Below are 21,771 nucleotides of genomic sequence, written 5' to 3' on the forward strand. Positions count from 1 at the left end.
GACGTGAACTTCGGCTTTACGACGAGGTGAAAGACGGTGAACTTCCGGCTTGAACCGGTCCCACGGCGAGCGTGTCAATGTTGCCAACCGTAGGCGTCAGCCTCTCACCCAAAGATAATATCGAATCAATCACCAGACCTTGTAGAAAACTTTTTTCACCAATGTTTTCCATAAGGTAGATTGCAAATTTAATCCGAATTTTTGGACAAATTGGTCAGCATAACCTGATACGGTGTTTTCCAGTCAAGTATTTTAAGCGGTCTCTGGTTAATTTGGAGTAACGTCGTCGTTAAATCTTGAGCACTAATGTGCTCAAAACGAGTCCCCTTAGGATAAAAATAACGTAAATTCCGATTAAAGCGTTCATTACTACCACGTTCAGCTGGCGTATAAGCATGACAGTAATAGGTCTTAATACCATATTGTGATTCAAATGATACTAGCCCACTAAACTCAGTACCACGGTCCACAGTAAAACTGTGCACCGGTCCATTAAAAGTTGTTAGGAACTTAGTCAGTGCTTCATTAACACTCGCTGTCGTTCGGTCCTTTAACCGATATGCCCAAAGGAACCGTGATTTGCGATCGATTAAAGTTAATAAAACTGCCTTACTATGCCCACGAGGGCCAACGACGGTATCTAGTTCAAAATCACCGATGCGATTACGTTGATTAATCATCATGGGACGCTGTTCAATCGATCGCCCCAAAGATTGATTATATTTGGATCGTTGGTCAACGTTACGCCGTTGGCGTACGCCATGTTCAGGTAGATCATTCAAGGAGAAACCAATTCTCCCCTGATTTAGCCAATTATAAATAGATTTAGTCGCTAGTTTAAATTCGTGAGCAATCATTCCTGGTGACCAGCTTAGATGTAAATGGTTGAGAATTGTTTGCTTTAACTCATCGCTCAGCTTAGTTTTCCGACCACATCGTGATCGCTTGTATTCGGCATCTGTTTGTGCTAATTCAGCCTGATAAGGTTGACATCGAGATAATTCATAAGAAATTGTTGACGGTGATCGGTTCAGCCGAACGCCCATTTGGATATTGGACAGCCCTAGTTCACAAAAGGTTTCGATTTTAATTCGTTCGGAATAGGTTATACTAGACAAAAGATCAGCTCCTAAAAGATGGGTTTGTTGTAAACACCATTTTAAAGGAAGCTGATCTTTTTTGTCCGAACAGCGTTCGGATTAATTTTACAATCTACTATAAATGTAAATTTTTTTGAAATTCATTTTGGTGGACCAGACCAATGCTAATCGTTGATATGATAAGTTTTCATAACTAATTCACGGCCTGAACCTAATGAAACCGGTTGCTCACGGTGGTGCATCGCGCTAGATATTGTTATATAATGAACCAGTCAACGACGGAAAGCGGTTACGTTTTCTGTCAATACAACCCTACATTTACAGGCATTTAAGGAGTGAAAACCGTGGCAACAGAATACAGCTCATTGTTTACTTTCTTTGGTGGTACTGGTGACCTTGCCAAACGTAAACTGTACCCATCCCTCTTCAAACTTTACGTTCGCGGAAACTTAGGCGAACACTTTGCCGTTCTCGGAACTGCTCGTGATAGCTGGACCGACGACAAATTCCGTGAAGTCGTAACACAATCCATTAAGGATGACCAACCGGATGCAGATATGCACGCGGCAGAAATCTTCGTGTCTCATTTTTACTACATTGCACACGATGTTACGGATAAGGCGCACTACGCTGTGATGAAGGACCTCGTTGAAAAGCTGGACAAACAATACAGCATCAACGGTAACCGGATCTTCTATCTGTCCATGGCACCACGTTTCTTTGGTGAAGTTGCCCTCAACTTGAAGTCTGAAGGTTTACTCTCTGATGACGGTTCCAACCGTTTGGTTATTGAAAAACCATTTGGTACCGACTTTACGACTGCTAAAACTTTAAACGATCAATTATCAGGTGCGTTTGACGAAAAGCAAATCTACCGAATCGACCACTACCTTGGTAAGGAAATGGTTCAAAACATTCAAGCTTTGCGTTTCGGTAACACCTTCGTTGAATCCTTGTGGAACAACCGTTACATCGACAACGTTCAAGTTACCTTAAGTGAAAAACTTGGTGTTGAAGACCGTGCCGGTTACTACGATACTGCTGGTGCATTACGTGACATGGTTCAAAACCATATCATGCAAATCGTTTCTCAGTTAGCAATGGAACAACCTGTTTCATTCACTGACGCCGATGTTCGTGTTGAAAAGATCAAGGCATTGCGTTCACTCCGGGTTTACAGCCCAGCCGAAGCTGCTAAGAACTTTATCCGCGGCCAATACGGTGCTAACGATACTGAACCTGCTTACCGTGATGAACCAAACGTACCAAAGGATTCACACAACGATACATTTGTTGCCGGTAAATTATTATTCGACAACTATCGTTGGTCAGGTGTACCTTTCTACGTCCGGACTGGTAAGCGTTTAGCTGACAAGTTTACACGGATCGACGTTGTCTTCAAGAAGCCTTTGATCGACATCTTCGCTTTCCCACAAAACCGTGATAACTCATTAGCACCAAACGTTTTAACCATCTATGTTGAACCAAACTCAGGCTTCTCTCTCCAATTGAACGCTAAGACTGCTGGTCAAGGTTTCGAAACGGAACCAATCCACTTGGACTTCCAGCAAGATGTTGCTCAAAAGGAAGAAACCCCAGAACCATACGAACGTTTGTTGCATGACACCTTGAAGGGTGACCAAACTAACTTTGCCTCATGGGATGAAGTTTCATACGCATGGAAGTTCGTTGATGTTATCCAGAAGTTATGGGATTCAGAAACACCAGACTTCCCTAACTACATCTCCGGTTCTATGGGACCAGCTGCATCAGATGAACTGTTGCAACGTGATCACCGGGCTTGGGTATATCGCTTAAACCGTTAATTTAAAACATTAAAAGGTCACATCGCAGAAAAATGGCGATGTGACCTTTTTGTCAGTTTCAGACTTATTTAATTTGAAATTTAGTTTTGTGAATAAATCGCCTTCAAGCCAGCAATATCCCCACTGGTTAACTGCACCCGGCCCTGCGTCACTGGGTACATGACAGAATTCGGATCACTACTATGATCAAGCCCCAATGCGTGGCCCACCTCGTGAATGGCCACAGCATCATTGTATGAACTCAAATAGGCTGTATTCAGCTTGGCACTTCCATGATTCGTTGCGTTAGCACCACTAAAATTCGTTTGATAAATTTCTGGACCGCCATGACCTACCTCGACCGCACCATCGCTGGCTGCTTTTGAAACTTCATGATAGGTGCTAAACGTCAACTGGTTTTGTCCACTCCCCGCGTGACCGGGTTTAAGGGTGACGATCCCGGTCGCATTATACGTTTGCACGGCAGTATCAAACGCCAAACGCACGGCCGGCGAATCAGAAGCTGCGTACTCGTAGTAATACGTGGATTGCAAATGAACATTGCTGACAATCGATTCAACTGGCGTTGCATCAGTGGCAGTCGAATTGTCTTTAGACGCCGCAACGTGTGGTGACGGCCTGCTGCTAGACGATGTCGCCTGTGAGGCCGTTGAATTCTGGGGGCCAGCATTGGCGTTTAATGTAACGTCCGTAAAAAAAGTATTTACTTGTTCGTGAACCTTTTGAAATGACCGTTGAATGTTGGCCGGACTAACCTGGGCAGAAAGTTGCTTTTCCAGTAGTGGGTGATTTTGTAAAAACAGTGTGCCGCCAATAATCACGACAACGAGTCCTACAAGTCGGCCCAAATAATTCTTACGCATAATCATAACCTCGCGTGAGCTAAACTCACTTTCCAAACGAGACAAATTCCTTGAACTACCCACAAAGTATAAAGGCTAACTACACAGCCTTTCAACGTTATTGCTATTGATTAACAGATGTTTAAACAATGAAGACGCATGATTTGGAACGGAGCTGTGACACAAGTCTGGTTTGAGAACGAGCATTAACGTAAAACTGACCTATTCCCGAACTTTGGGAATGGGTCAGTTTTGAGTTAAGCGGAATTCTCAGGACTTTGGAGCGCGATATTGCTCATATTATTCGTCCCAATAAACTTATGTCACAACCTCATTGTAGTATTTGATGTTTTTATTAAATCAATTGCCCAACGACTGGTTTATCAGTTAATGTTTTTTTACCATGCGGAGATTTTTTAATCATTTCCGTGAGGTCTCTGCCGGCCGTCAGACCGTGGTGTTGGCCACCCTGCCAAGCATCAACACTCGTCAGATCATAAACAGTGCCATCCACGGCCACATAGGCCTTATGACCATCTTTGCCATCAAATTGCTTTAGTTCATCCACAGTGAAATTTTGCATTTGTAAGCGCCTCCTTATGTTTGCATTGAGTATAGCACCTCAATTAACAAACACGGTAAATTTTGATTAGGGCTTGTAGATTAAGTGCTGTCACAAACAAGGTGATTTGCTGAAAAAATGTGCCTGCACATGGAGGGGAGGGACTTTACGAAACCAAATTTTTCCTGTTACATTGTCGCAAACGCGCTCACAACCCCAAAAGTCTGTGCATAACCCAAAATAAGCGTCGTAAAGGAAAGTTCACCTTTACAACGCTTATTTTATGTTATTGCTCGGCTTTTAACCGGGCTTGTTTACGCTCTCCCCTTTTCCGGGTGCCTCTGCAAATAAACAACGTGGGTGTTCAAGAATTCATCCAAACCGTGTTTACCATCAGCACCACCAACACCGGACTCCTTCCAGCCGGCATGGAAGCCTTGAATAGCCTCGAAGTTGTAACGGTTGATGTATGTTTCACCGTCTTGCAATTCGTTGGCAGCCTTAGCGGCGTTATCCAAGTTTTCAGTAAAGATGGATGAAGTTAAGCCCAAGTCGTTGTCATTTGACATCTCAATGGCTTCATCCAACGTCTTAAAGGTGACGATTGGAAGCACTGGTCCAAAGATTTCGTGCTGGATAATCTCAGAATCCTGCTTAACGTTTGTGATAACCGTTGGCAAGTAGTAGAACCCTTTATCAATGTCAGCTGGGTGACCACCAGTAGTGACTTTGCCGCCAGCCTTGACCGCTCGTTGAACCATGCCGTCAACGTTATCCAAAGCAGCCTTGTTGATCAGTGGCCCCATGCCGATGGTCTCATCCTTATTCGGGTCACCGACAGTAATCTTGCTCATCTTGTCGGTCAGCTTCTTAACAAATTCGTCTGCAACATCCTCTTGTACGTAAACCCGCTCAGCGTTGTTGCAAACTTGCCCATTGTTGTCGACACGTGAATCGATGATTGCTTGGACAGCCAAGTCAATGTCCGCATCCTTGCAAACAATGGCAGGCGCCTTCCCACCTAATTCAAGTGAGACCTTAGCTAAGTGGTCAGCAGCATCGCTCATGACTCGACGGCCAGAGTCAACGGACCCAGTCAAACTGATAATGCCGATCTTCTTGTTCTTGGATAATTCACTGCCAACAACTGCACCAGGACCAGTAACAAAGTTCACAACACCCTTTGGTAGGCCAACCTTGTCACAAATCTTAGCAAACGCCAGAGCGTTGTTTGGTGTATCGGAACTTGGCTTGATCACAATGGTGTTCCCAGTTACCAAAGCTGGTCCCATCTTCCGCGCAATCAGGAAGAATGGGAAGTTCCACGGTAAAATCCCAGCAGCAACACCGATTGGTTGTTTGGCAATCATGATATTTTCGTTAGGGTTATCAGATTGAAGAACTTCGCCTTCATACATCCGTGCTGCGGCAGCCATGTAGTCAAAATAGTCAGCTGAGAACATGATTTCCGTTTGAGCTAAGGACTTAATCTTCCCTTGTTCTTCCATCAAAATGGAAACTAGATCGTCTTCTTGGTTCCGAATTTCTTCAGCAATCTTGTGCAGATATGCACCGCGGGTTGCGGCTGGGACCTCTTTCCATGACTTTTGTGCTTCAAACGCATCATCGATTGCTTCACGCGTTTCTTCAACCGTTGCGCTTGGAACAGTTGAGATTGGTTGTTCATCGGAGGGGTTAATGACAGTTAGTGTGTTACCTGATTTCGAATCAACAAACTGACCATTGATATACATTTGATAATGCTTTAACGCAATTGCTTCAGACATAATGTGCTTCCTTTCTGCCTTGTCGCTTGTGGCAAGGAAACCTAAAAACGTCTTTTGAATTTTGTTCGGCCCTTACCGAGCTTCGGCATCACTCTTCTGGCTTATACTGATCATCAATTACCAAAATTGGCTTGATGGTCTTACCGCTACCGGAATCAGCATTGGCCTCGTTAATTTGCTCAAATGGATAGAACTTTTCTGTCTTGTCGAAGTCAAACATGCCCATCTGGTAGAACTTGATCAAACGAGGAATGTCGACTTGTGGAATGGAATCGCCCATGTTGACCCCAATGATGGAGCGATCGTTTGTGCAAAGGTCGTTCCATGTATCTAGGTCAATGTGGTTAGCTGTAACAGCAATGGTTGCCGTTGTTCCACCCTGGGCGAGTGCCTGAATGGAATCTTCCATAACTTTCGTCACACCAGTGGTATCAACTGCATAGTCGACACCCTTGCCATCCGTTAGCTCCTTGATTTTAGCAACGGCATCTTCGTTCTTGCTGTTGATTGTGTCAGTTGCGCCAAGTTCCTTGGCTAATTGCAAACGTGAATCGACAACATCAACGGCAATGACAGTGGTACAACCAGAAATCTTGCCAGCCATCATCGCAGCTAAACCAACGGCCCCGGTCCCAAACACAGCGATAGTGTCGCCAGGCTTTGGTTTCAATGTATTCAAAACAGTCCCACTACCAGTTACATAACCACAACCTAAAGGTCCAAGACGGCGCAAATCCAAGTTCTTAGGAACCTTAACCGCGTTACGTTCGCGAACAACAGTGGTTGTCGTAAATGATGACTGATCAAACATGTCACTGACACGATGACCATCCTCAGTAAAGTGATCACTGCCATCCGGACGAACACCGGACAAATTATTAGCTGCGTAATTGAGGCAGCGGGTCGGCATCCCCTTCAAACAATTTTCACAGTTACCACAGCCGTAGAATGACAAAACAACGTGATCACCGACCTTGAAGTTTTTAACCTCTGGGCCTACCTTTTCAACTATTCCTGAACCCTCGTGCCCCAAAACAATTGGGTAGCCGATTTCAGCATCACCTTTTCTTAAGGCTTCGTCTGAATGGCAAATGCCACTGGCAACCATGTGAATTTGTAAATCATCGGCCTGCATTTCGGATAACTCAACATCATCCTTGATAACAAACGGACCACCCTTTTTTTCAACAACTGCTGCTTTAATTTTCATGATGTTTTTCCTCCAAATGATTATTTGGTGAATTTTTGAGCAAATGAGCTCGCCAAGAACAACTTCAATTAAGAGCAACTGTAATAACATCTTTATGTGCTTGTTTATCTTTTTATGCACATTGTCGATATGTAATTATAGCTACTTTGGAACGTTCCACGACTTTATGATATTTCGAAATGTAATCGGTTTCAACCCCCGTATGAATAATTCAGTGAAATAAAATCGTTTATCTTCAGTATCTTTGAGAACCATTGAGCAAAACATATTATTCCTCAAAATCTGATTAAGATTCATGTTTAAAACCGATTTACGTCTGTCTTACTGCGCATAACTGTGACAAGTTTTTAACTATTGAACGACCAAATAAAAAAATGAATTCTGAAATTGTAAGCTGACCGTACAAACTCTTTTTTGCAAATCAAAAAGAAGCAGGGCATAACACCTCGATTTAAATTTAAGTGAAACTGCAACAAGCAATTTTTCTTCAACCGCAAAAGGCTATGCGGATGAAAAATTACCGTAAACACGAGACATAACACTGACTTTTGCTCATCTAACATAAAATGGATGTTCGCGGGAAATCACCCGTAAACATCCATTTTACGTTACCTGAGAAAACAAACCTTGTTATGTCGGCGCGCTCTGTTTCAACATTTAAAATTTAATCTGCTGCTTCATATAATCTTCATAACTTGTCGGTTTGCGTCCAAGTAACAAGCGTAGGACATTCGAGTTACCGTCGAGTCCCCACTTACTATACGTATCTGCTAGGTGGCGAAAGGCATCTCGTGAATAAACATTTTGAATACCTGCCTGATTAAGAAACTCTGTCATATCGACACGCTTGGCAACGGCATGCTCGCCTGTTAACCGGTTATACAATGCTACTAGATCTACCGGTGAAGCGTAATCCGTACCTACCAATTCATACGTGGCTTTATTATGCTTTTCAGGATTTTGGGCAACCTCTACGACCACATCACCAACGTCCTCCGGTGCCACATAGGAAAGTTTGGTATTGATATCATAAAAGATATTGTAGGCACCCGTTTCATGAACCACGTTTGGATTGAAATTATGCATATAGTGCATCGGTTGTAAAATCGTGTATTGATAATCCTTAACCATCCCGGTATAAATCATGTGCTCTTCCACATCACGTTTCATCAAATGCTGACGCAACGTAGATAGAATTGGATGCGTAACCGAAATAAAGATAAATTGTTTGTGGGCAGCAGCCAACTGGTCCGTCAAATACTTGCCAATATCCGCTTCTTCTGCGACAAACAAGGGTGGAATTTCGACGACACTGTCAACATCTGCAATCAGTTTATCGATTTCATCTGCACGGGTTAAATCTGCAATGACCCCTTCACGAATACCTGGCAAATCTTTCACGGCTGGATTAATGTCCGTTGCTTTTACGTCGAATCCAGCGGCTACTAGTTTGCTCACAATCACGCGACCAGTGTGACCAGCTGCTGAGGTTACTAAAATCATTATGCTTACCTCCCGATTAAATTTTTGATTTCCGCTTTATTGATGTCATTTCCGCTGATTAAGGCATCCGCAAAATGGCCTTCACTGTGGTTCCGTTTAATGAGTCTTCAAAAGCTTGGTTAACATCTTTTAGGTCGTAAAACTTAACCAGTTTATCAAACGGAAAATCACCCTGTTGATACAACTGAATCAGTTGAGGAATAAACGACTTAGGCAGTGAGAATCCTTGTAACACACCCGTGACTTGGCGAGCCGGCACCAGAATGTCATTCATCATGCTCAAGTCCGCATGTGCTGCGCCGCCAATGATTGCGGTATGACCGAGAATCCCCGTACTGCGGATGGCTTGCTCTGGTAATCCATTAGCAGGAGCCGAAACAACCGCATAATCCACACCACCGTCAGTCATTTCTTGAATCATTGCGGGCACATCATCAACTGTCTTGCTGTTAATAATATCCGTTGCCCCAAGTGCCTTGGCTTCTGCCAACCGTGTATCAAAGATATCAACAGCGATGATTTTGGCAACGTGCATCGCCTTGGCCGCCATAATGGCTGCATCGCCGACCGTTCCAGTACCGAACACTGCCATTGAACTGCCAACTTCGGGTTTAAGAATGTGCATAATGGTACCAGCCCCCGTTTGTAAACCACATCCCAGTGGCCCGAGCAGACTGACATCAACGTCCTTGGTTACTTTGACAGCGTTTCGTTCCTGAACCTTCGCATAGGTACCAAACGACGATTGCTGGAAGAACGACGTTACTGGCTGACCATTTAAAGTAAAACGGCTGCCACCGTAGTAATCAACACCGCCAAAATTCAATTCATCTGAGCGTTCACACGCATATGGGCGACCAGCTAAGCACTGGCGACAATGACCACAGCTAGCATATGAAATTGCCACATGATCACCAACTTCAAATTCACGAACATCTTCACCGACCTGCTCGACAATGCCGGCACCTTCATGCCCCAAAATAATCGGAAATTCACTACGTCCCATACCGGTTTTGGCCCGCATGATATCTGCGCCACAAACGCCGACGGCAACGACCTTAACTAACAATTGATCACCGCGTAATGTGTCATCTAATTCAACGGGTTCAACAACTAAAGATTCACCTTTAGCTGGCGCAACAGCTGCTGTAATTTGCATGATTTGTACTCCTTATCTTTGCTGTGTACACAAATTGACCATCAAATGCTTTGTAAGTTATCTCACATGAGTATCGTAACAATTTTGGGGCAATCTTCGCTAGAATCCGTTTTCATTTTGACTATTTATTTGCTCGTGCAAACATTTTAGTTCGGCAAGTCACCTTACTAACACTCAACAGGTTCGCAAATTGATCATTTCACCAACAATTCGTTGTTCCTATCGCGCAAAAAAACACCAGTAACAAAAGTAACTGATGCCATCAACAATCATTTATTCAATTACTAACAATCTTAACTACTCGATTTCAATAACACGTTCTTGATCGCCAAGCGTGGTTAGAAACGTGCCATCATTCCGACGCGATTCAACAATTCTTCCTTGATAAATCAAACTATCAATATCGAACTGAAAAAAGCCACTGCCCAACTCCAAAGCGGTCATTTTATAATCGCCAAGTTGGTCATCATGATACTGTTTCTTGTTTGTTAATGAAGCCTTTAATTTCTCCACGACTGCTATTTGCCTCCTAAGCACAAAAATGTCTTAATAAAATCATTTCCGTTATTCTAAAGATACAAATTGAAGATTAAAACTGCCTTGCAATAATTCAAAAATTATCGAAAAATTTGAGAACCACACGTTTAGTTTAGTGGGTAAATTAATTAATGGCAACAGTTATTTACGACACTGAGGTGGAATAATGAACAAAGAAGATCTTTTAGAGCCGTTTGAACGGCGACAGATTAGGATTTTGCAATATCTATACCGTAATAATGGCGAGGCCAAAATTTCGAAAATTGCGAACGCCTTACCTTTTTCAAGCCGCAATTTATTAATGGACGACCTGCAAGCCATCCAAATGGTGCTGAGACCTTCACTAATCCAATATGATATTTCCTTTAAATGGAACAATGAAAAAGTTCATTTACACATCAACGGTCAAATGAGTTTAAAAACGCTCATTTTCTCGTACTATCGCCAAACACCCAAAATTAGTATTATCGAAAACATCGTCCTTAATCCCAATCTAACCAGCATTCAATTGGCCACGAAACTTAACTTCAGCGTGGCTACTCTTTACCGTAAGATTGCCGAACTCAATGATCTTTTAGCGCCATTTCACGTCAAGATCAACCAACTGCAGCTCACTGGCCCAGATCTCGCTATTCAACATTTAATGTATGAACTGCTATGGAATGTTTGCCCAAAAGACCAGTACGTTTACCGTCGTTATTTGCAGCGCAACAGTCCCTTAGCGGAGACAATGCATCGTTTATTAATCGATGGGTCTAATAAATATCTAGCAGCTGACGGGCCTCGCAAACTGTATACATGGCTGCTGATTATTCGGCTGCGCAACCGACATGCGAACACGACAATGACCTTATCGCCCCTCGCCCGCCAAGTCTATAAGACCATGGTGGATGCGCCCCATTTTCAACAGCTGTGGCGGCAATTACAGGATTCGATGCCGACGTTTATGCAGCGAATCGAGAAGACCGAACTTGAGCAAAGTTTATTGATCTTTTGTATTGCTCATGAAGTTTTTCCCATTGACGACGCCTTTTGGCAACCCGCTGTGGACATGGTCAATCCCACCGATTCCTTGGCAAGCACGGCGCAAACTATTCACCAAAAACATGTTCAGCCAATGCTCAATTTAGACACGCCAACCATTACGCGATACAGTGTCGCTACTCTCTATCGCACATTGGTCAACCTCACCGTCTGTACTGGTCATATCAACGTTATGCGGCCAGATACAACAACACGTTACTACCAACGCCTTCATAATGAATTGATCATCCGTCAGGCCCACGAGCTTACTCGCGTCATCGTTTCATCCTTAGCAAACAAATTTAAGATTTCTGTCGATCCAGGATATGTCCAACAGCTTATGGTACTACTACGTTTAACGTTGAGACAGCGATTTGCCCCAACCTACAGAATTGCCGTCGATCCGGAAATTGGTGAGATGTGGCTCGAACCCTTTATTCAAATTTGCCAAAACTACTTTAATCAAACACTGCGAACGACAGTTGAGGTCTTTGACCCAAATAAACAATACGATCTTTATTTATCCGATCATTGTCCCGATCAACCTGTTATTCAAGCTACCCAAACGTATATTTTGACGGATCTAGGATCTGAAGATGATTTGACTAAAATAACTGAATTACTCCAAGCTACCCCAAATAATCGAGGCTTAACTGAGCATCCCCACGAACTATCGGCAACGACCCCACCATGCCATCGAACGCCAAAGAGCGTCCTTTAATCGGCGCCGAATATCATAAATTTATCATTTTTCTAGGTATATCAATTTTTCACCAATTGGATTTCTCGTAAAAATCGAACTGGCCGTGAAGTTTGAGATATTATCCTCTCATTTCTCTCGTACGCTATTTCCAAGAGTAATTTGGGAGGAAGATAGAATTATGAAACGTTCTCGATTAATAAACTGGCTACTTGTGGTGCTCACCGTGATGATTGGCTTCCTTTTTAACACTCAAGTCGCACAAGCCGCAACATACGGCAACGAATTCATCACTAGCGGAACAATTACAAATGGACCTAATTTTAGCTATGCTAGTAACGTCAACGTGCGCTACGACTGGGCAGTGCCAAACGACGTTCACATCGTTGCTAACGACCAAATGAAAATTCAATTGCCAGACGCCCTTCGTGTCTCAAAGGAATCAACTTTTCCGCTGCTTGCTGACGATGGCACGGCGTTAGGAACTGTCGACGTAAAGACTGATGGCACAATGGTGGTTACGTTTAACGAAACTGCAGCAACCCTGAGTAACCTCCATGGCACCATTACCTTTTCGACCAAACTCAATGCGGCAGCAATCGGATTAGGTGAACAAAACGTGCCGTTTGAAACTAACAATGGGACGTTAACAAGCCCAGTGATTGTCAGTCCATCCACAAATAACTTGTCCAAAAAGGGGAGTTTCACGACTGACAGCACCGGCAACCCCGCAATCAAATGGACTATTCTGGTTAACCGTAATGAACTGCTGATGGAAAATGTAAAAGTTTCAGATATCATCACTGATGCTGGTCAACAATTAGTCCCTGGCAGCATCACTGTGTCTAATGGACATTGGACAGACTCCACCACACAAGCAAGCTATAAGCGTGATGAAACCCTGACTGCTGGAGCAGATTACACAGTGTCAGTGACTGGCGACAGTTTTGAAACAACGTTTGCTAAACTCGATTCACAGATGGTTGTCATTGATTATCTAACAACGTTTAAGGACCCAACCGTTGCCTCTGATGGCAGTTCCGTGTTCAAAAATACGGCCACAATGAGCTGGGGAACAAACGGCAGTGGGTCTAATACTGAAAAGGCCACTGCCAGCGTGAAACAAACTGCTGGTTCAGGAACAGGTAGTGGTTCTGAGAATAATAACTCTGGCGAAGAATCAAACAGTAGCTCGGACAACAACGATTCCAATGAAAGTTCGACTAGCGAATCCAATAGTGCCTCTGAAAGCTCAAATAACAGTTCATCAGAAAATAGTGACAGCAGTTCTGTTGAAAACAATGATCATTCAGACAGTCATCACGTAGATACTAATCACACTAACGAAAGTTCAACGGATAACTCTGTGGTTGTCTCTAACGATTCAAGCGCTAGTCACCTAACATCCAGCAACCACTCTTCGACATCCGACAATCGTGACCAAACAATAGTTGCAGGCCCATCAAATTCGTCCTCAAATGCGCCATCTACTGGACAATTCGTTTCAACCAAAGAATCTGCAAAACAGAAGGATTCTCTGGCAGAGGCTTTGCCACACACCGGTCAGCAAATTAGCATTTCGCTGATTATTGTCGGTATTATCTCGCTTGCTGGCCTCGTTATTTACAGGCTAAGTCAAAACTAAATTGATGAAAAAGAGTCGTTAACAGTCACAATTAGCATAGAAATTAAAAGTCTGAGTCATTTTGCTCAACTTTTATTTCAGCAAAATGGTAGCAGGTTGTTTCGGTAAGCAATTTTTCTTCAATTGCAAAAGTTCATGCGGATGAAAAATTGCCGCAAACGCGAGACATAACACTGACTTTTGCTCATCTAACATAAATCCGGCGCTCATGGGAAAAACACCCATAAACGCCGGATTTATGTTACCTGAGAAAGCCAAAGCGTGTGATGTCCCGCTCTCTCATACTAAAGGTTTTAATTAACTTCCACAGAAAGCGCAATGCCCAGTCCGCCACCAATACATAAACCGGCAACGCCTGTATGTTGATTGGCATGCTTCAAAGCATAAATCAGTGTCGTTACGATCCGAACACCCGTCGCCCCAAGGGGATGACCAATGGCAATCGAACCACCGTTTGGATTTAATTTGTCTGCCGGAATCTTCAGGTCGCGGGCAACTGCCACGCTTGGTGCTGCAAAAGCTTCATTCAGCTCAAACAAGTCGATATCAGACACCGTCTGATGCTGTTTATCAAGTAACTCGCTGACTGCTTTAACCGGTGAATAGCCCATCGTTTGTGGATTAACGCCAACCTCTTGATAACCCCTAATGGTCGCCAATGGTTTCAAACCTAACTCGGCAGCTTTGTTTTTACGCATCAAGATCATGGCAGCAGCACCATCATTCAGTGGCGCCGCATTGCCGGCCGTGACAGTACCGCCCAGTTCAAAGCTCGGCTTAAGTTTAGCCAGCTTCTCAAGACTGGTATCTTCACGAATCGTTTCATCGCGGTCGATAACGGTTTCTCCATGCCGATTTTTAACGGTTAGTGGCAGCATTTCATCGGCAAACGCACCATCGTCACTGGCTTTGGCTGCGTGCTGATGTGAGGCCAATGCAAAAGCATCCTGTTGTTCGCGACTAACGTGGTACTGCTCTGCAACGTTCTCGGCAGTCACACCCATCGGCTGATTTGAAAAGGCATCCGTCAGGCCGTCATGCTCCATGCTATCAACCATCGTTGTGTCACCAAACTTAGTCCCCAATCGCATGCCATTCGTCAGGTAAGGTGCATTGGTCATGCTTTCCGTGCCAACTACTAAGACTGCATCGGCATCACCCATAACAATGGCTGATTGACCCAATCGAATCGCTTTTAAACCTGATCCACAAACTTCATTAACAGTCATCGCTGGGCTGCTTTCCGGAACGCCAGCGTTGATTCCAATTTGACGACCAACATTTTGCCCTGAGCCAGCCTGTAAGACGTTGCTGACAATCGTTTGATCAATGATACTTGGATCAACGTTTGCCCGCTTAATTGCAGCCTTAGCCGCTAAGGTCCCTAATTCAACTGCACTAAAGCTGGCCAATGCGCCACCCATTTTTCCTACAGGTGTGCGCACAGCACTGACGATAACAACGTCGTCCATGAGTCTCCCTCTTTCTACTCCGTTTGACTGCTTCTTTTTCACAAGTAATTCCAAGTCTAACCGATGTCGAATATTACGGCAATTATTTAAGAACAATGACAAACGATTGTAACCAAGTTTTATAAACTGTCCGCGTAAATTTATTTCACAACTAATTTCATTAAACGAACCCCTAGCGGTTGAAAAATGTAAGCGTATCAACTACCATAATAGCTGTAATAGTGTTGCTCTTCACAATTGTGGAACATCGTTGACATAACGGGTTTGTGCCCATAATGATAATGATTTTCACAATAAAACATAACAAGGAAGGTTTATCATGGCAGATCAAAAAGCACAAATTGGTGTTATTGGTTTAGCAGTTATGGGTAAGAACTTGGCCCTAAACATTGAAAGTCGCGGTTTCACTGTAGGTGTATACAACCGTTCACGTTCAAAGACCGATGACATGATGAAGGACCACGGCGACAAAAAGTTAGTTCCTAGTTATACGATTGAAGATTTCGTTAAGTCTCTTGAAACACCTCGTCGGATTTTGATGATGGTTAAAGCTGGTGCCCCAACGGACGCCGTTATTCAAGAATTATTACCATTACTCGACAAGGGTGATGTTTTAATCGATGGTGGGAACACTAACTTCCACGACACCATGGCTCGTAACGCTGAACTGGACAAGTCCGGGATTAACTTTATCGGCATGGGTGTATCCGGTGGTGAATTAGGTGCCCTTCAAGGTCCTTCACTAATGCCTGGTGGTCAAAAGGCCGCTTATGACTTAGTTGCCCCAATCCTTGAACAGATTGCTGCCAAGGCACCTCAAGATGGCAAACCATGTGTAGCGTACATCGGCCCTAACGGTGCTGGTCACTACGTTAAGATGGTCCACAACGGTATCGAATATGGTGATGAAGAGCTGATCGACGAAAGCTACAACATCATGCGTAACGTTGCCGGCATTTCTGTTGATGAAATGGCTGACATCTTTAAAGAATGGAACAAGGGTGAATTGGACAGTTACTTAATCGAAATCACCGCCGACATCTTGACTCATAAAGATGACTTAGGCGACGACAAGACAAAGCCTATCCTTGACATGATCTTGGACCGTGGTAACAACAAAGGTACTGGTAAGTGGAGTTCAGAAGATGCTTTGAACATCCAAGTACCACAATCTGTTATCACTGAATCCGTTTACGCTCGTTACATCTCAATGATGAAGGACGAACGTGTTAAAGCTTCTAAAGTCTTACCAGCAGCTAAGAGCCAAGGTAAAGCTGAAATCGGTGACAAGAAAGAATTCATCGAAAAGATTCGTCAAGCTTTGTTCTTCAGTAAGTTAATGAGCTACGCACAAGGTTTCGAACAATTGCGTGTTGCTTCTGAAACTTATGACTGGGACTTACAATTTGGTCAATTAGCACAAATCTGGCGCGCAGGTTGTATCATCCGTGCCGGCTTCCTTCAAAACATCACTGATGCCTTTGACAAGGATCCTAAGCTGACTAACTTGTTGTTCGACGACTACTTCAAGGACATCGCTGCTAAGTACCAAGAATCAGTTCGTGACGTTGTTGCCATGGCTGTTAAGGCTGGGGTTCCAGTTCCTAGCTTCTCAGCTGCCATCACTTACTACGACAGTTTCCGTGCAGAAGTTCTGCCAGCTAACTTGTTGCAAGCACAACGTGACTACTTCGGTGCTCACACTTACGAACGTACTGACCGCCCTGGTAACTTCCACTACACTTGGTACGAAGAACAATAGACTTCGGATTAAATGTTGTGAGTAATCTATTTGTTTGAATGCATTTAGATTAGACAAAAAATCCTGTTCATAGTTAAGACGTTAAAATCTTAACTGTGAACAGGATTTTTATTTATTTAAAATTGATTATCAATTATCCTTGGTCTCGGCACTGACAGTCATAGCAGCGTGTAAGAATGTTCACCTGTCTCATACACTAAAACGGCTACTAGCTGAACTATCCAAATGATCTATGGTAAGTTATGTGCTTGTGTTTGACACAGACATGTTCAAATGACATTTACCCTATTACTTCGCATTTGCTCAAAAACATGATAAACTGTATTTACACCGATAGTTAAATGTAACATATTCGTCAAAACCCCGAAGCGCTGCCACTCTTCGGGGTTCTTTTTTCGAATAATATGTACTTAAACGGACGGGTTAGATTAGTAGTCGATTACCACTTATCATTTCGATCCAACCACTGCTTAAATAAGATAAGCAGTACGCCGACAACAAGCGGGCCCACTATAATAGTCAAAAACATTTGTAACATATTCGTCCTCCTCTCACCGTTTTTATGCGATGAGCCGGAATCGACTACAATAGAGATTTTACAGGAATGTTTGCCTTAATTGGATTAGGAATACAGGTGAGTTTTGAGCGCACTGGCTTTATTGTGTAAAAGGCACCCGTAAAATGTAGGAAAACGGCAGGTTAGAACTGTTGGTTTTCCTACATTTTTTGTATCATGAATCACATCAGAGTGTAGGAGGAATTTGATGTGAGACGTGATTTAAGAGAAGGAGTGACGATTTACGTGACTGAAAATATTAAGCCTAACTTCGCCGAGATTGCCCGGCAATATAATGTTGATTATCGAACCGTTAAGAAAGCCTATGAGGAAGTCAAAGCTGGACTTAAGGGCCGACCAAGTGGTCGACCGAAACGGCCAAGTTTACTGGATCCATTCAAGCAAACCATCGATTCAAAGCTTGAACTAAATTGTTCGGCTGCTTCAATTTTTAAATTTATCCAGAAGAAGGGCTTTACCGGCAGCTATACCCTCGTGAAAGATTATTGTCGCCAAACCCGCCGAGAACGAGTTAAGAAAGCTACCATTCGGATTGAACATTCCCCTGGTCTCTCTGCTCAAGTTGACTGGAAAGAAGAAATGGCCCTAGTGAGCAGCGAGGGTGAGCTGTTTAAATTCAATATTTTCTTGTATGTATTGCCTTATTCAAAACTCAAATATATGACACTAACCTTTGATCGGAGCCAAGATACCCTCTTTTCTTGCTTACACGACGCTTTCCTTCATACCGGAGGTATTCCGACGGAAATCTGGTTTGATAATATGAAAACCGTTGTGGATCATACAAAATCCCAGTTTGGCCACGCTGTCTTTAACGAACGGTTCCACGAATTCTGTAAAGATGCCGGTTTCACACCAATTGCTTGTCGACCATTCAGACCACAAACTAAAGGTGCAGTTGAAGCCCTTGCTCGCACGGTTGAACGTTTACGGCCATACAATACTGAATTTGCTGATGGAACTGAGCTAATCGAACTAGTTCATATGCTCCGAGATGATCTAAATCATGAAACTTCGCAGGCCACGGACGAAGTCCCGTACCTGAAATGGTTAGACGAAGAAAAAGAGTACCTTCATCGCGTTCCAGTTAATCTCCTTGAACCATACTTCGAAGAAAACATTACCCGTGTCGTTTCGAAGGAGGCCATGATCAATTTCCGCAAATGTAAGTACTCAGTAGATCCGCGATACATTGGTTGTACGGTTGCTGTTGAAATCTCCAATGATGAGCAGCGCATTCACATTTATTATAACGGAGAAGAAATTCGTACGCACTCCATAACTACCAATTCGCTGAATTATGACCCCCAAGATCAGTTCAATATCCTCAAATCTGATTTGCTTAAAGGGCGGACAGATGAAGACATTTCAGCTTACATTCGTGAACATATGACTGATTACGACAACTTATAGGAGGCTACCATGACCACTAATAATCAAATTCTTTTAAATAATCTTGAGCGCTTAGGGTTAAACAAAATCCGTGAATACTTGCCGAATTACCTTGATCAAATTCACACTGATAATCTGTCATTAACTGAGGCGCTAATTGATTTAACTAATTCGGAACTCCAGAATCGACACGAAGGTCAGATTGCACGGGCCATTGGCCGTGCTCGGTTCCCCAATACAAAATCCCTAGATACATTTGATTTTAGCTTTCAACCCAGTATGAATCGCCAAGAGGTTCTGGAATTCCAGAATCTGGCTTTTATGGAAAAGTCTGAAAACTTAATCTTTATTGGCAATCCGGGAGTCGGTAAAACCCACTTGGCAATTAGTATTGGGATTGAGGCCTGTAAACAGGGCTGTCGGGTTCTCTTTATTAATTGTCATGAGCTGTTGATTAGATTGAGAGCAGCTTACGAAAAAGGACTGCTTGATCGATCTCTAAGCCGCTATTCGCGCTATGACCTATTAATTATTGATGAAATTGGGTATTTGCCAATTGGTCACCAAGAAGCTAACCTCTTATTTCAGCTAGTCAATGCCCGCTATGAAAAGCATTCAACGATCATTACCAGCAATAGTGATCTATCCGCTTGGGTTGATATTTTCCAGAACCCAACTGTGACAGCAGCCATTCTCGATCGCTTGGTTCATCATGTTCACGTAGTGAAGATCACTGGTAAATCTTACCGATTACGTGGCCTCAAGTAACTGCCGAAAACCTACATTTCTTTCTGCCGAAAACCTACATTTTTAAACTGCCCTTGACATTTATTGTCCTCGATAGCATACTTAGGTTAACTTTAAATGCAAAATTGGAAATGAACGTCCCTGATTATCCTCAGCATCACGGTTCGCAATGTGAAACCCATTATGTTGATAAAAGGCTAATGCATCAGGATTTTGTTCGTTAACATCCACTGTTTGAATGTGGTCCTCATTGATCAGACGTTCCAAAATTTGACTTCCGTAGCCCTGATGCAGACAACGAACGTCCAGGAACAGCATTTCAAGTTTATAATTCTTAGTGCCAGAAAAACCAATTAGTTTTTCGCCGTCAAACCATGTCAATAAATTAACTGCATCAAAGTACACTGGCAACATTCGTTGAATCTGGTCAATATCTGCCACCTTCAAAAATTTATGCGTTGTTACAACCGTTTCACGCCACAGTATAGTTAGTGCGTCATAGTCTTCTGTCCTAACATGATGGGAAATAATAGACATTTTGTTTCTCCATTCAATTCTATTTAACGCTACTAAAATAACCGTTTGGAAATTACTGTGCAACTTGTAATTTTCAAACGGTTATTTTCTTTATCTTTCAAATCTCAACTTTTTAGAAACGTTTGCTACGCCCCAACACTGTCTTAATAGCGTTCAACAACTTGTAACGCCATGGAATCAACACTTTGGAGAATTCACCGATCATTTCGTCAGTGTAGCCATTAAAACCTTGTTTGAATTCAAACACACCGTCACTACCATCGAAGAGTCCGGCAACACCCAAGAAGTTGTACGTCGGAATATTTTGGTCAACAGCGGCCTTCATCATGGCATCTTGCAACATGAATGGACCCTTGAACGTTTTGAATTCTTCATTCGTGTAACTAAATACGTAATCGATTTCTTGTGGTTGAATCACAAACATCGCTCCGGCAACATTAAACTTGGCAGGATAACGTTTTTGAAGATCTTTGGCGACATCGATTTTCTTTTGATGGTTAGCCTTTTGACGTTCAAGGTCATCGATTTTATGCTGTTCGTAGCCCTTGTTTTTTTGTTTGAGCGCTTCAATCTTATCATCGGTAGCAGCAATCTTTTTTTGATACGAATCGATATATTCGTTTGAATCGATTTCAGCAACCACAAAGCGAACTTTATTACCAAACTCACGGTACACATTCTGATAGTAATCTAGTGACTTATCTGGGAAGTGTAACCGTTCAGCCGTAAGTGCAGTATCTTTCTTGAATTCCTGTAATTCATCGTAAGAAATATCGCGTAACTTAACACCAAATTCTTTGGCTTTCTTAACGTTATAGCGCGCTTTCTTGTCGAAGCTTTTTTCCAACGTCTGTTCCGTCATATCACGAACGTCTTTTTTATACTCGTAATGGGTCACATGAGTTGCTTCGTCATAACCAGCGCTGTGGTAACTCTGATAGTTATATCCTAATTCTTTAAATAATGCAGGTAACGTGTCAAAATGACTCGCAATTAGTTCGCCATCGTCCTTGTATGTTTTAAAAGCTAAGTTAGGAATCAGTCGCAAGAACATCCCATTCTGCTGACGAACATATTTTTCAACTGGCTTTACAAAAGCAGCTAAATTAGCCTTAGTTTCTGAACCGGGCATAAACAATGGACCACCATAAATGTCAAACCGGTAACCAAAGTGCACCTTCATCCCAACGATTAATCCGGCAACGATAATCTGATCGTTTTCTACAAGACCCATATAGACCGCTTTATGGCCTTCTTTTAGCATCAAGTTACCCTGTTCCACAGATTGATAAAAAGAACCATAGGGACATTTCTCTTCAAACGTTCTGAATTCTTCAACTGTTAATTCGCGTACTTTTTGCAAAGTTTTCACACCATTTCATTTTATATG

General features: G+C 42.9%; 18 protein-coding genes. 6 read left to right on the plus strand and 12 right to left on the minus strand.

What is annotated here, in order from left to right; genetic code table 11:
- Nucleotides 1-188: 188 nt before the first annotated feature.
- Nucleotides 189-1,118, minus strand: a complete 930-nt coding sequence (locus ABUE36_RS12890) for an IS30-like element ISLpl1 family transposase (protein ID WP_096109805.1) — start codon at nt 1,116-1,118, stop codon at nt 189-191.
- 326 nt (nt 1,119-1,444) lie between these two features.
- On the opposite strand from ABUE36_RS12890, the gene zwf reads away from it, so the two are divergent.
- Complete coding sequence (gene zwf, locus ABUE36_RS12895) at nt 1,445-2,926, plus strand: glucose-6-phosphate dehydrogenase (protein ID WP_161001925.1); 1,482 nt, start codon at nt 1,445-1,447, stop codon at nt 2,924-2,926.
- Between the two features lie 80 nt (nt 2,927-3,006).
- On the opposite strand, the gene ABUE36_RS12900 is transcribed toward zwf, so the two are convergent.
- The 7 genes from ABUE36_RS12900 to ABUE36_RS12930 form a co-directional block, all read right to left on the minus strand.
- Nucleotides 3,007-3,789, minus strand: a complete 783-nt coding sequence (locus ABUE36_RS12900; RefSeq protein WP_161001924.1) for a matrixin family metalloprotease — start codon at nt 3,787-3,789, stop codon at nt 3,007-3,009.
- A gap of 334 nt (nt 3,790-4,123) precedes the next feature.
- The gene (locus ABUE36_RS12905; RefSeq protein ID WP_161001923.1) at nt 4,124-4,351 is read right to left on the minus strand and encodes a cytochrome b5 domain-containing protein; all 228 of its coding nucleotides are present in this window, start codon (nt 4,349-4,351) and stop codon (nt 4,124-4,126) included.
- Nucleotides 4,352-4,644: 293 nt separating this feature from the next.
- Nucleotides 4,645-6,117: an aldehyde dehydrogenase gene (aldA, locus tag ABUE36_RS12910; protein ID WP_162855656.1), complete on the minus strand. Its 1,473-nt coding sequence runs from the start codon at nt 6,115-6,117 to the stop codon at nt 4,645-4,647.
- A gap of 88 nt (nt 6,118-6,205) precedes the next feature.
- Nucleotides 6,206-7,327: an NAD(P)-dependent alcohol dehydrogenase gene (locus ABUE36_RS12915; RefSeq protein ID WP_421016870.1), complete on the minus strand. Its 1,122-nt coding sequence runs from the start codon at nt 7,325-7,327 to the stop codon at nt 6,206-6,208.
- 657 nt (nt 7,328-7,984) lie between these two features.
- Nucleotides 7,985-8,830 (minus strand): SDR family oxidoreductase, encoded by an 846-nt coding sequence (locus ABUE36_RS12920; protein WP_421016871.1) that lies wholly within the window; start codon nt 8,828-8,830, stop codon nt 7,985-7,987.
- Nucleotides 8,831-8,888: 58 nt separating this feature from the next.
- The gene (locus ABUE36_RS12925; protein WP_161001920.1) at nt 8,889-9,989 is read right to left on the minus strand and encodes an NAD(P)-dependent alcohol dehydrogenase; all 1,101 of its coding nucleotides are present in this window, start codon (nt 9,987-9,989) and stop codon (nt 8,889-8,891) included.
- 297 nt (nt 9,990-10,286) lie between these two features.
- On the minus strand, nt 10,287-10,502 hold the full coding sequence (locus tag ABUE36_RS12930; protein ID WP_017260885.1) for a hypothetical protein: 216 nt from the start codon (nt 10,500-10,502) through the stop codon (nt 10,287-10,289).
- 190 nt (nt 10,503-10,692) lie between these two features.
- Between ABUE36_RS12930 and ABUE36_RS12935 the strand changes: the two genes are divergently transcribed.
- Together ABUE36_RS12935 and ABUE36_RS12940 are read left to right on the plus strand one after the other, a co-directional pair.
- Nucleotides 10,693-12,270: a helix-turn-helix domain-containing protein gene (locus ABUE36_RS12935; RefSeq protein ID WP_161001919.1), complete on the plus strand. Its 1,578-nt coding sequence runs from the start codon at nt 10,693-10,695 to the stop codon at nt 12,268-12,270.
- Between the two features lie 160 nt (nt 12,271-12,430).
- Nucleotides 12,431-13,894 carry an Ig-like domain-containing protein gene (locus ABUE36_RS12940; protein WP_161001918.1) on the plus strand — a complete coding sequence of 488 codons (1,464 nt, stop codon included), beginning with the start codon at nt 12,431-12,433 and terminating at the stop codon, nt 13,892-13,894.
- 293 nt (nt 13,895-14,187) lie between these two features.
- On the opposite strand, the gene ABUE36_RS12945 is transcribed toward ABUE36_RS12940, so the two are convergent.
- Entirely contained in the window at nt 14,188-15,366 is a 1,179-nt protein-coding gene (locus tag ABUE36_RS12945) for a thiolase family protein (protein WP_421016872.1), read from the minus strand.
- A gap of 319 nt (nt 15,367-15,685) precedes the next feature.
- Here ABUE36_RS12945 and gndA point away from each other — a divergent pair, with 319 nt between their 5' ends.
- Entirely contained in the window at nt 15,686-17,128 is a 1,443-nt protein-coding gene (gndA, locus tag ABUE36_RS12950) for an NADP-dependent phosphogluconate dehydrogenase (RefSeq protein ID WP_421016873.1), read from the plus strand.
- A 439-nt stretch (nt 17,129-17,567) separates the two neighbouring features.
- Here the strand turns inward: gndA and ABUE36_RS12955 are convergent, their stop codons facing one another.
- Complete coding sequence (locus tag ABUE36_RS12955) at nt 17,568-17,666, minus strand: type I toxin-antitoxin system Fst family toxin (protein ID WP_017260878.1); 99 nt, start codon at nt 17,664-17,666, stop codon at nt 17,568-17,570.
- Nucleotides 17,667-17,894: 228 nt separating this feature from the next.
- Between ABUE36_RS12955 and istA the strand changes: the two genes are divergently transcribed.
- The gene (gene istA / locus ABUE36_RS12960; RefSeq protein ID WP_003555353.1) at nt 17,895-19,118 is read left to right on the plus strand and encodes an IS21 family transposase; all 1,224 of its coding nucleotides are present in this window, start codon (nt 17,895-17,897) and stop codon (nt 19,116-19,118) included.
- A 9-nt stretch (nt 19,119-19,127) separates the two neighbouring features.
- A complete protein-coding gene (istB, locus tag ABUE36_RS12965) occupies nt 19,128-19,865 on the plus strand; it encodes an IS21-like element helper ATPase IstB (RefSeq protein ID WP_014386885.1) in 738 nt (245 codons plus the stop codon).
- An 81-nt stretch (nt 19,866-19,946) separates the two neighbouring features.
- Here istB and ABUE36_RS12970 read toward each other — a convergent pair whose 3' ends face one another.
- Both ABUE36_RS12970 and ABUE36_RS12975 read right to left on the minus strand, forming a co-directional pair.
- The gene (locus tag ABUE36_RS12970) at nt 19,947-20,381 is read right to left on the minus strand and encodes a GNAT family N-acetyltransferase (RefSeq protein WP_161001915.1); all 435 of its coding nucleotides are present in this window, start codon (nt 20,379-20,381) and stop codon (nt 19,947-19,949) included.
- A gap of 112 nt (nt 20,382-20,493) precedes the next feature.
- Complete coding sequence (locus ABUE36_RS12975) at nt 20,494-21,753, minus strand: peptidoglycan bridge formation glycyltransferase FemA/FemB family protein (protein WP_421016874.1); 1,260 nt, start codon at nt 21,751-21,753, stop codon at nt 20,494-20,496.
- Between the last annotated feature and the right edge of the window lie 18 nt (nt 21,754-21,771).

The organism is Furfurilactobacillus cerevisiae (genome assembly GCF_048961765.1).
Classification (GTDB): domain Bacteria; phylum Bacillota; class Bacilli; order Lactobacillales; family Lactobacillaceae; genus Furfurilactobacillus; species Furfurilactobacillus milii_A.

What these genes read in the sequence shown, in the direction of transcription:
- ABUE36_RS12900 (WP_161001924.1), bottom strand. Translation starts at nt 3,789, where the DNA reads ATGCGTAAGAATTATTTGGGCCGACTTGTAGGACTCGTTGTCGTGATT.
- ABUE36_RS12905 (WP_161001923.1), bottom strand. Translation starts at nt 4,351, where the DNA reads ATGCAAAATTTCACTGTGGATGAACTAAAGCAATTTGATGGCAAAGAT.
- aldA (WP_162855656.1), bottom strand. Translation starts at nt 6,117, where the DNA reads ATGTCTGAAGCAATTGCGTTAAAGCATTATCAAATGTATATCAATGGT.
- ABUE36_RS12915 (WP_421016870.1), bottom strand. Translation starts at nt 7,327, where the DNA reads ATGAAAATTAAAGCAGCAGTTGTTGAAAAAAAGGGTGGTCCGTTTGTT.
- ABUE36_RS12920 (WP_421016871.1), bottom strand. Translation starts at nt 8,830, where the DNA reads ATGATTTTAGTAACCTCAGCAGCTGGTCACACTGGTCGCGTGATTGTG.
- ABUE36_RS12925 (WP_161001920.1), bottom strand. Translation starts at nt 9,989, where the DNA reads ATGCAAATTACAGCAGCTGTTGCGCCAGCTAAAGGTGAATCTTTAGTT.
- ABUE36_RS12935 (WP_161001919.1), top strand. Translation starts at nt 10,693, where the DNA reads ATGAACAAAGAAGATCTTTTAGAGCCGTTTGAACGGCGACAGATTAGG.
- ABUE36_RS12940 (WP_161001918.1), top strand. Translation starts at nt 12,431, where the DNA reads ATGAAACGTTCTCGATTAATAAACTGGCTACTTGTGGTGCTCACCGTG.
- ABUE36_RS12945 (WP_421016872.1), bottom strand. Translation starts at nt 15,366, where the DNA reads ATGGACGACGTTGTTATCGTCAGTGCTGTGCGCACACCTGTAGGAAAA.
- gndA (WP_421016873.1), top strand. Translation starts at nt 15,686, where the DNA reads ATGGCAGATCAAAAAGCACAAATTGGTGTTATTGGTTTAGCAGTTATG.
- ABUE36_RS12955 (WP_017260878.1), bottom strand. Translation starts at nt 17,666, where the DNA reads ATGTTACAAATGTTTTTGACTATTATAGTGGGCCCGCTTGTTGTCGGC.
- istB (WP_014386885.1), top strand. Translation starts at nt 19,128, where the DNA reads ATGACCACTAATAATCAAATTCTTTTAAATAATCTTGAGCGCTTAGGG.
- ABUE36_RS12970 (WP_161001915.1), bottom strand. Translation starts at nt 20,381, where the DNA reads ATGTCTATTATTTCCCATCATGTTAGGACAGAAGACTATGACGCACTA.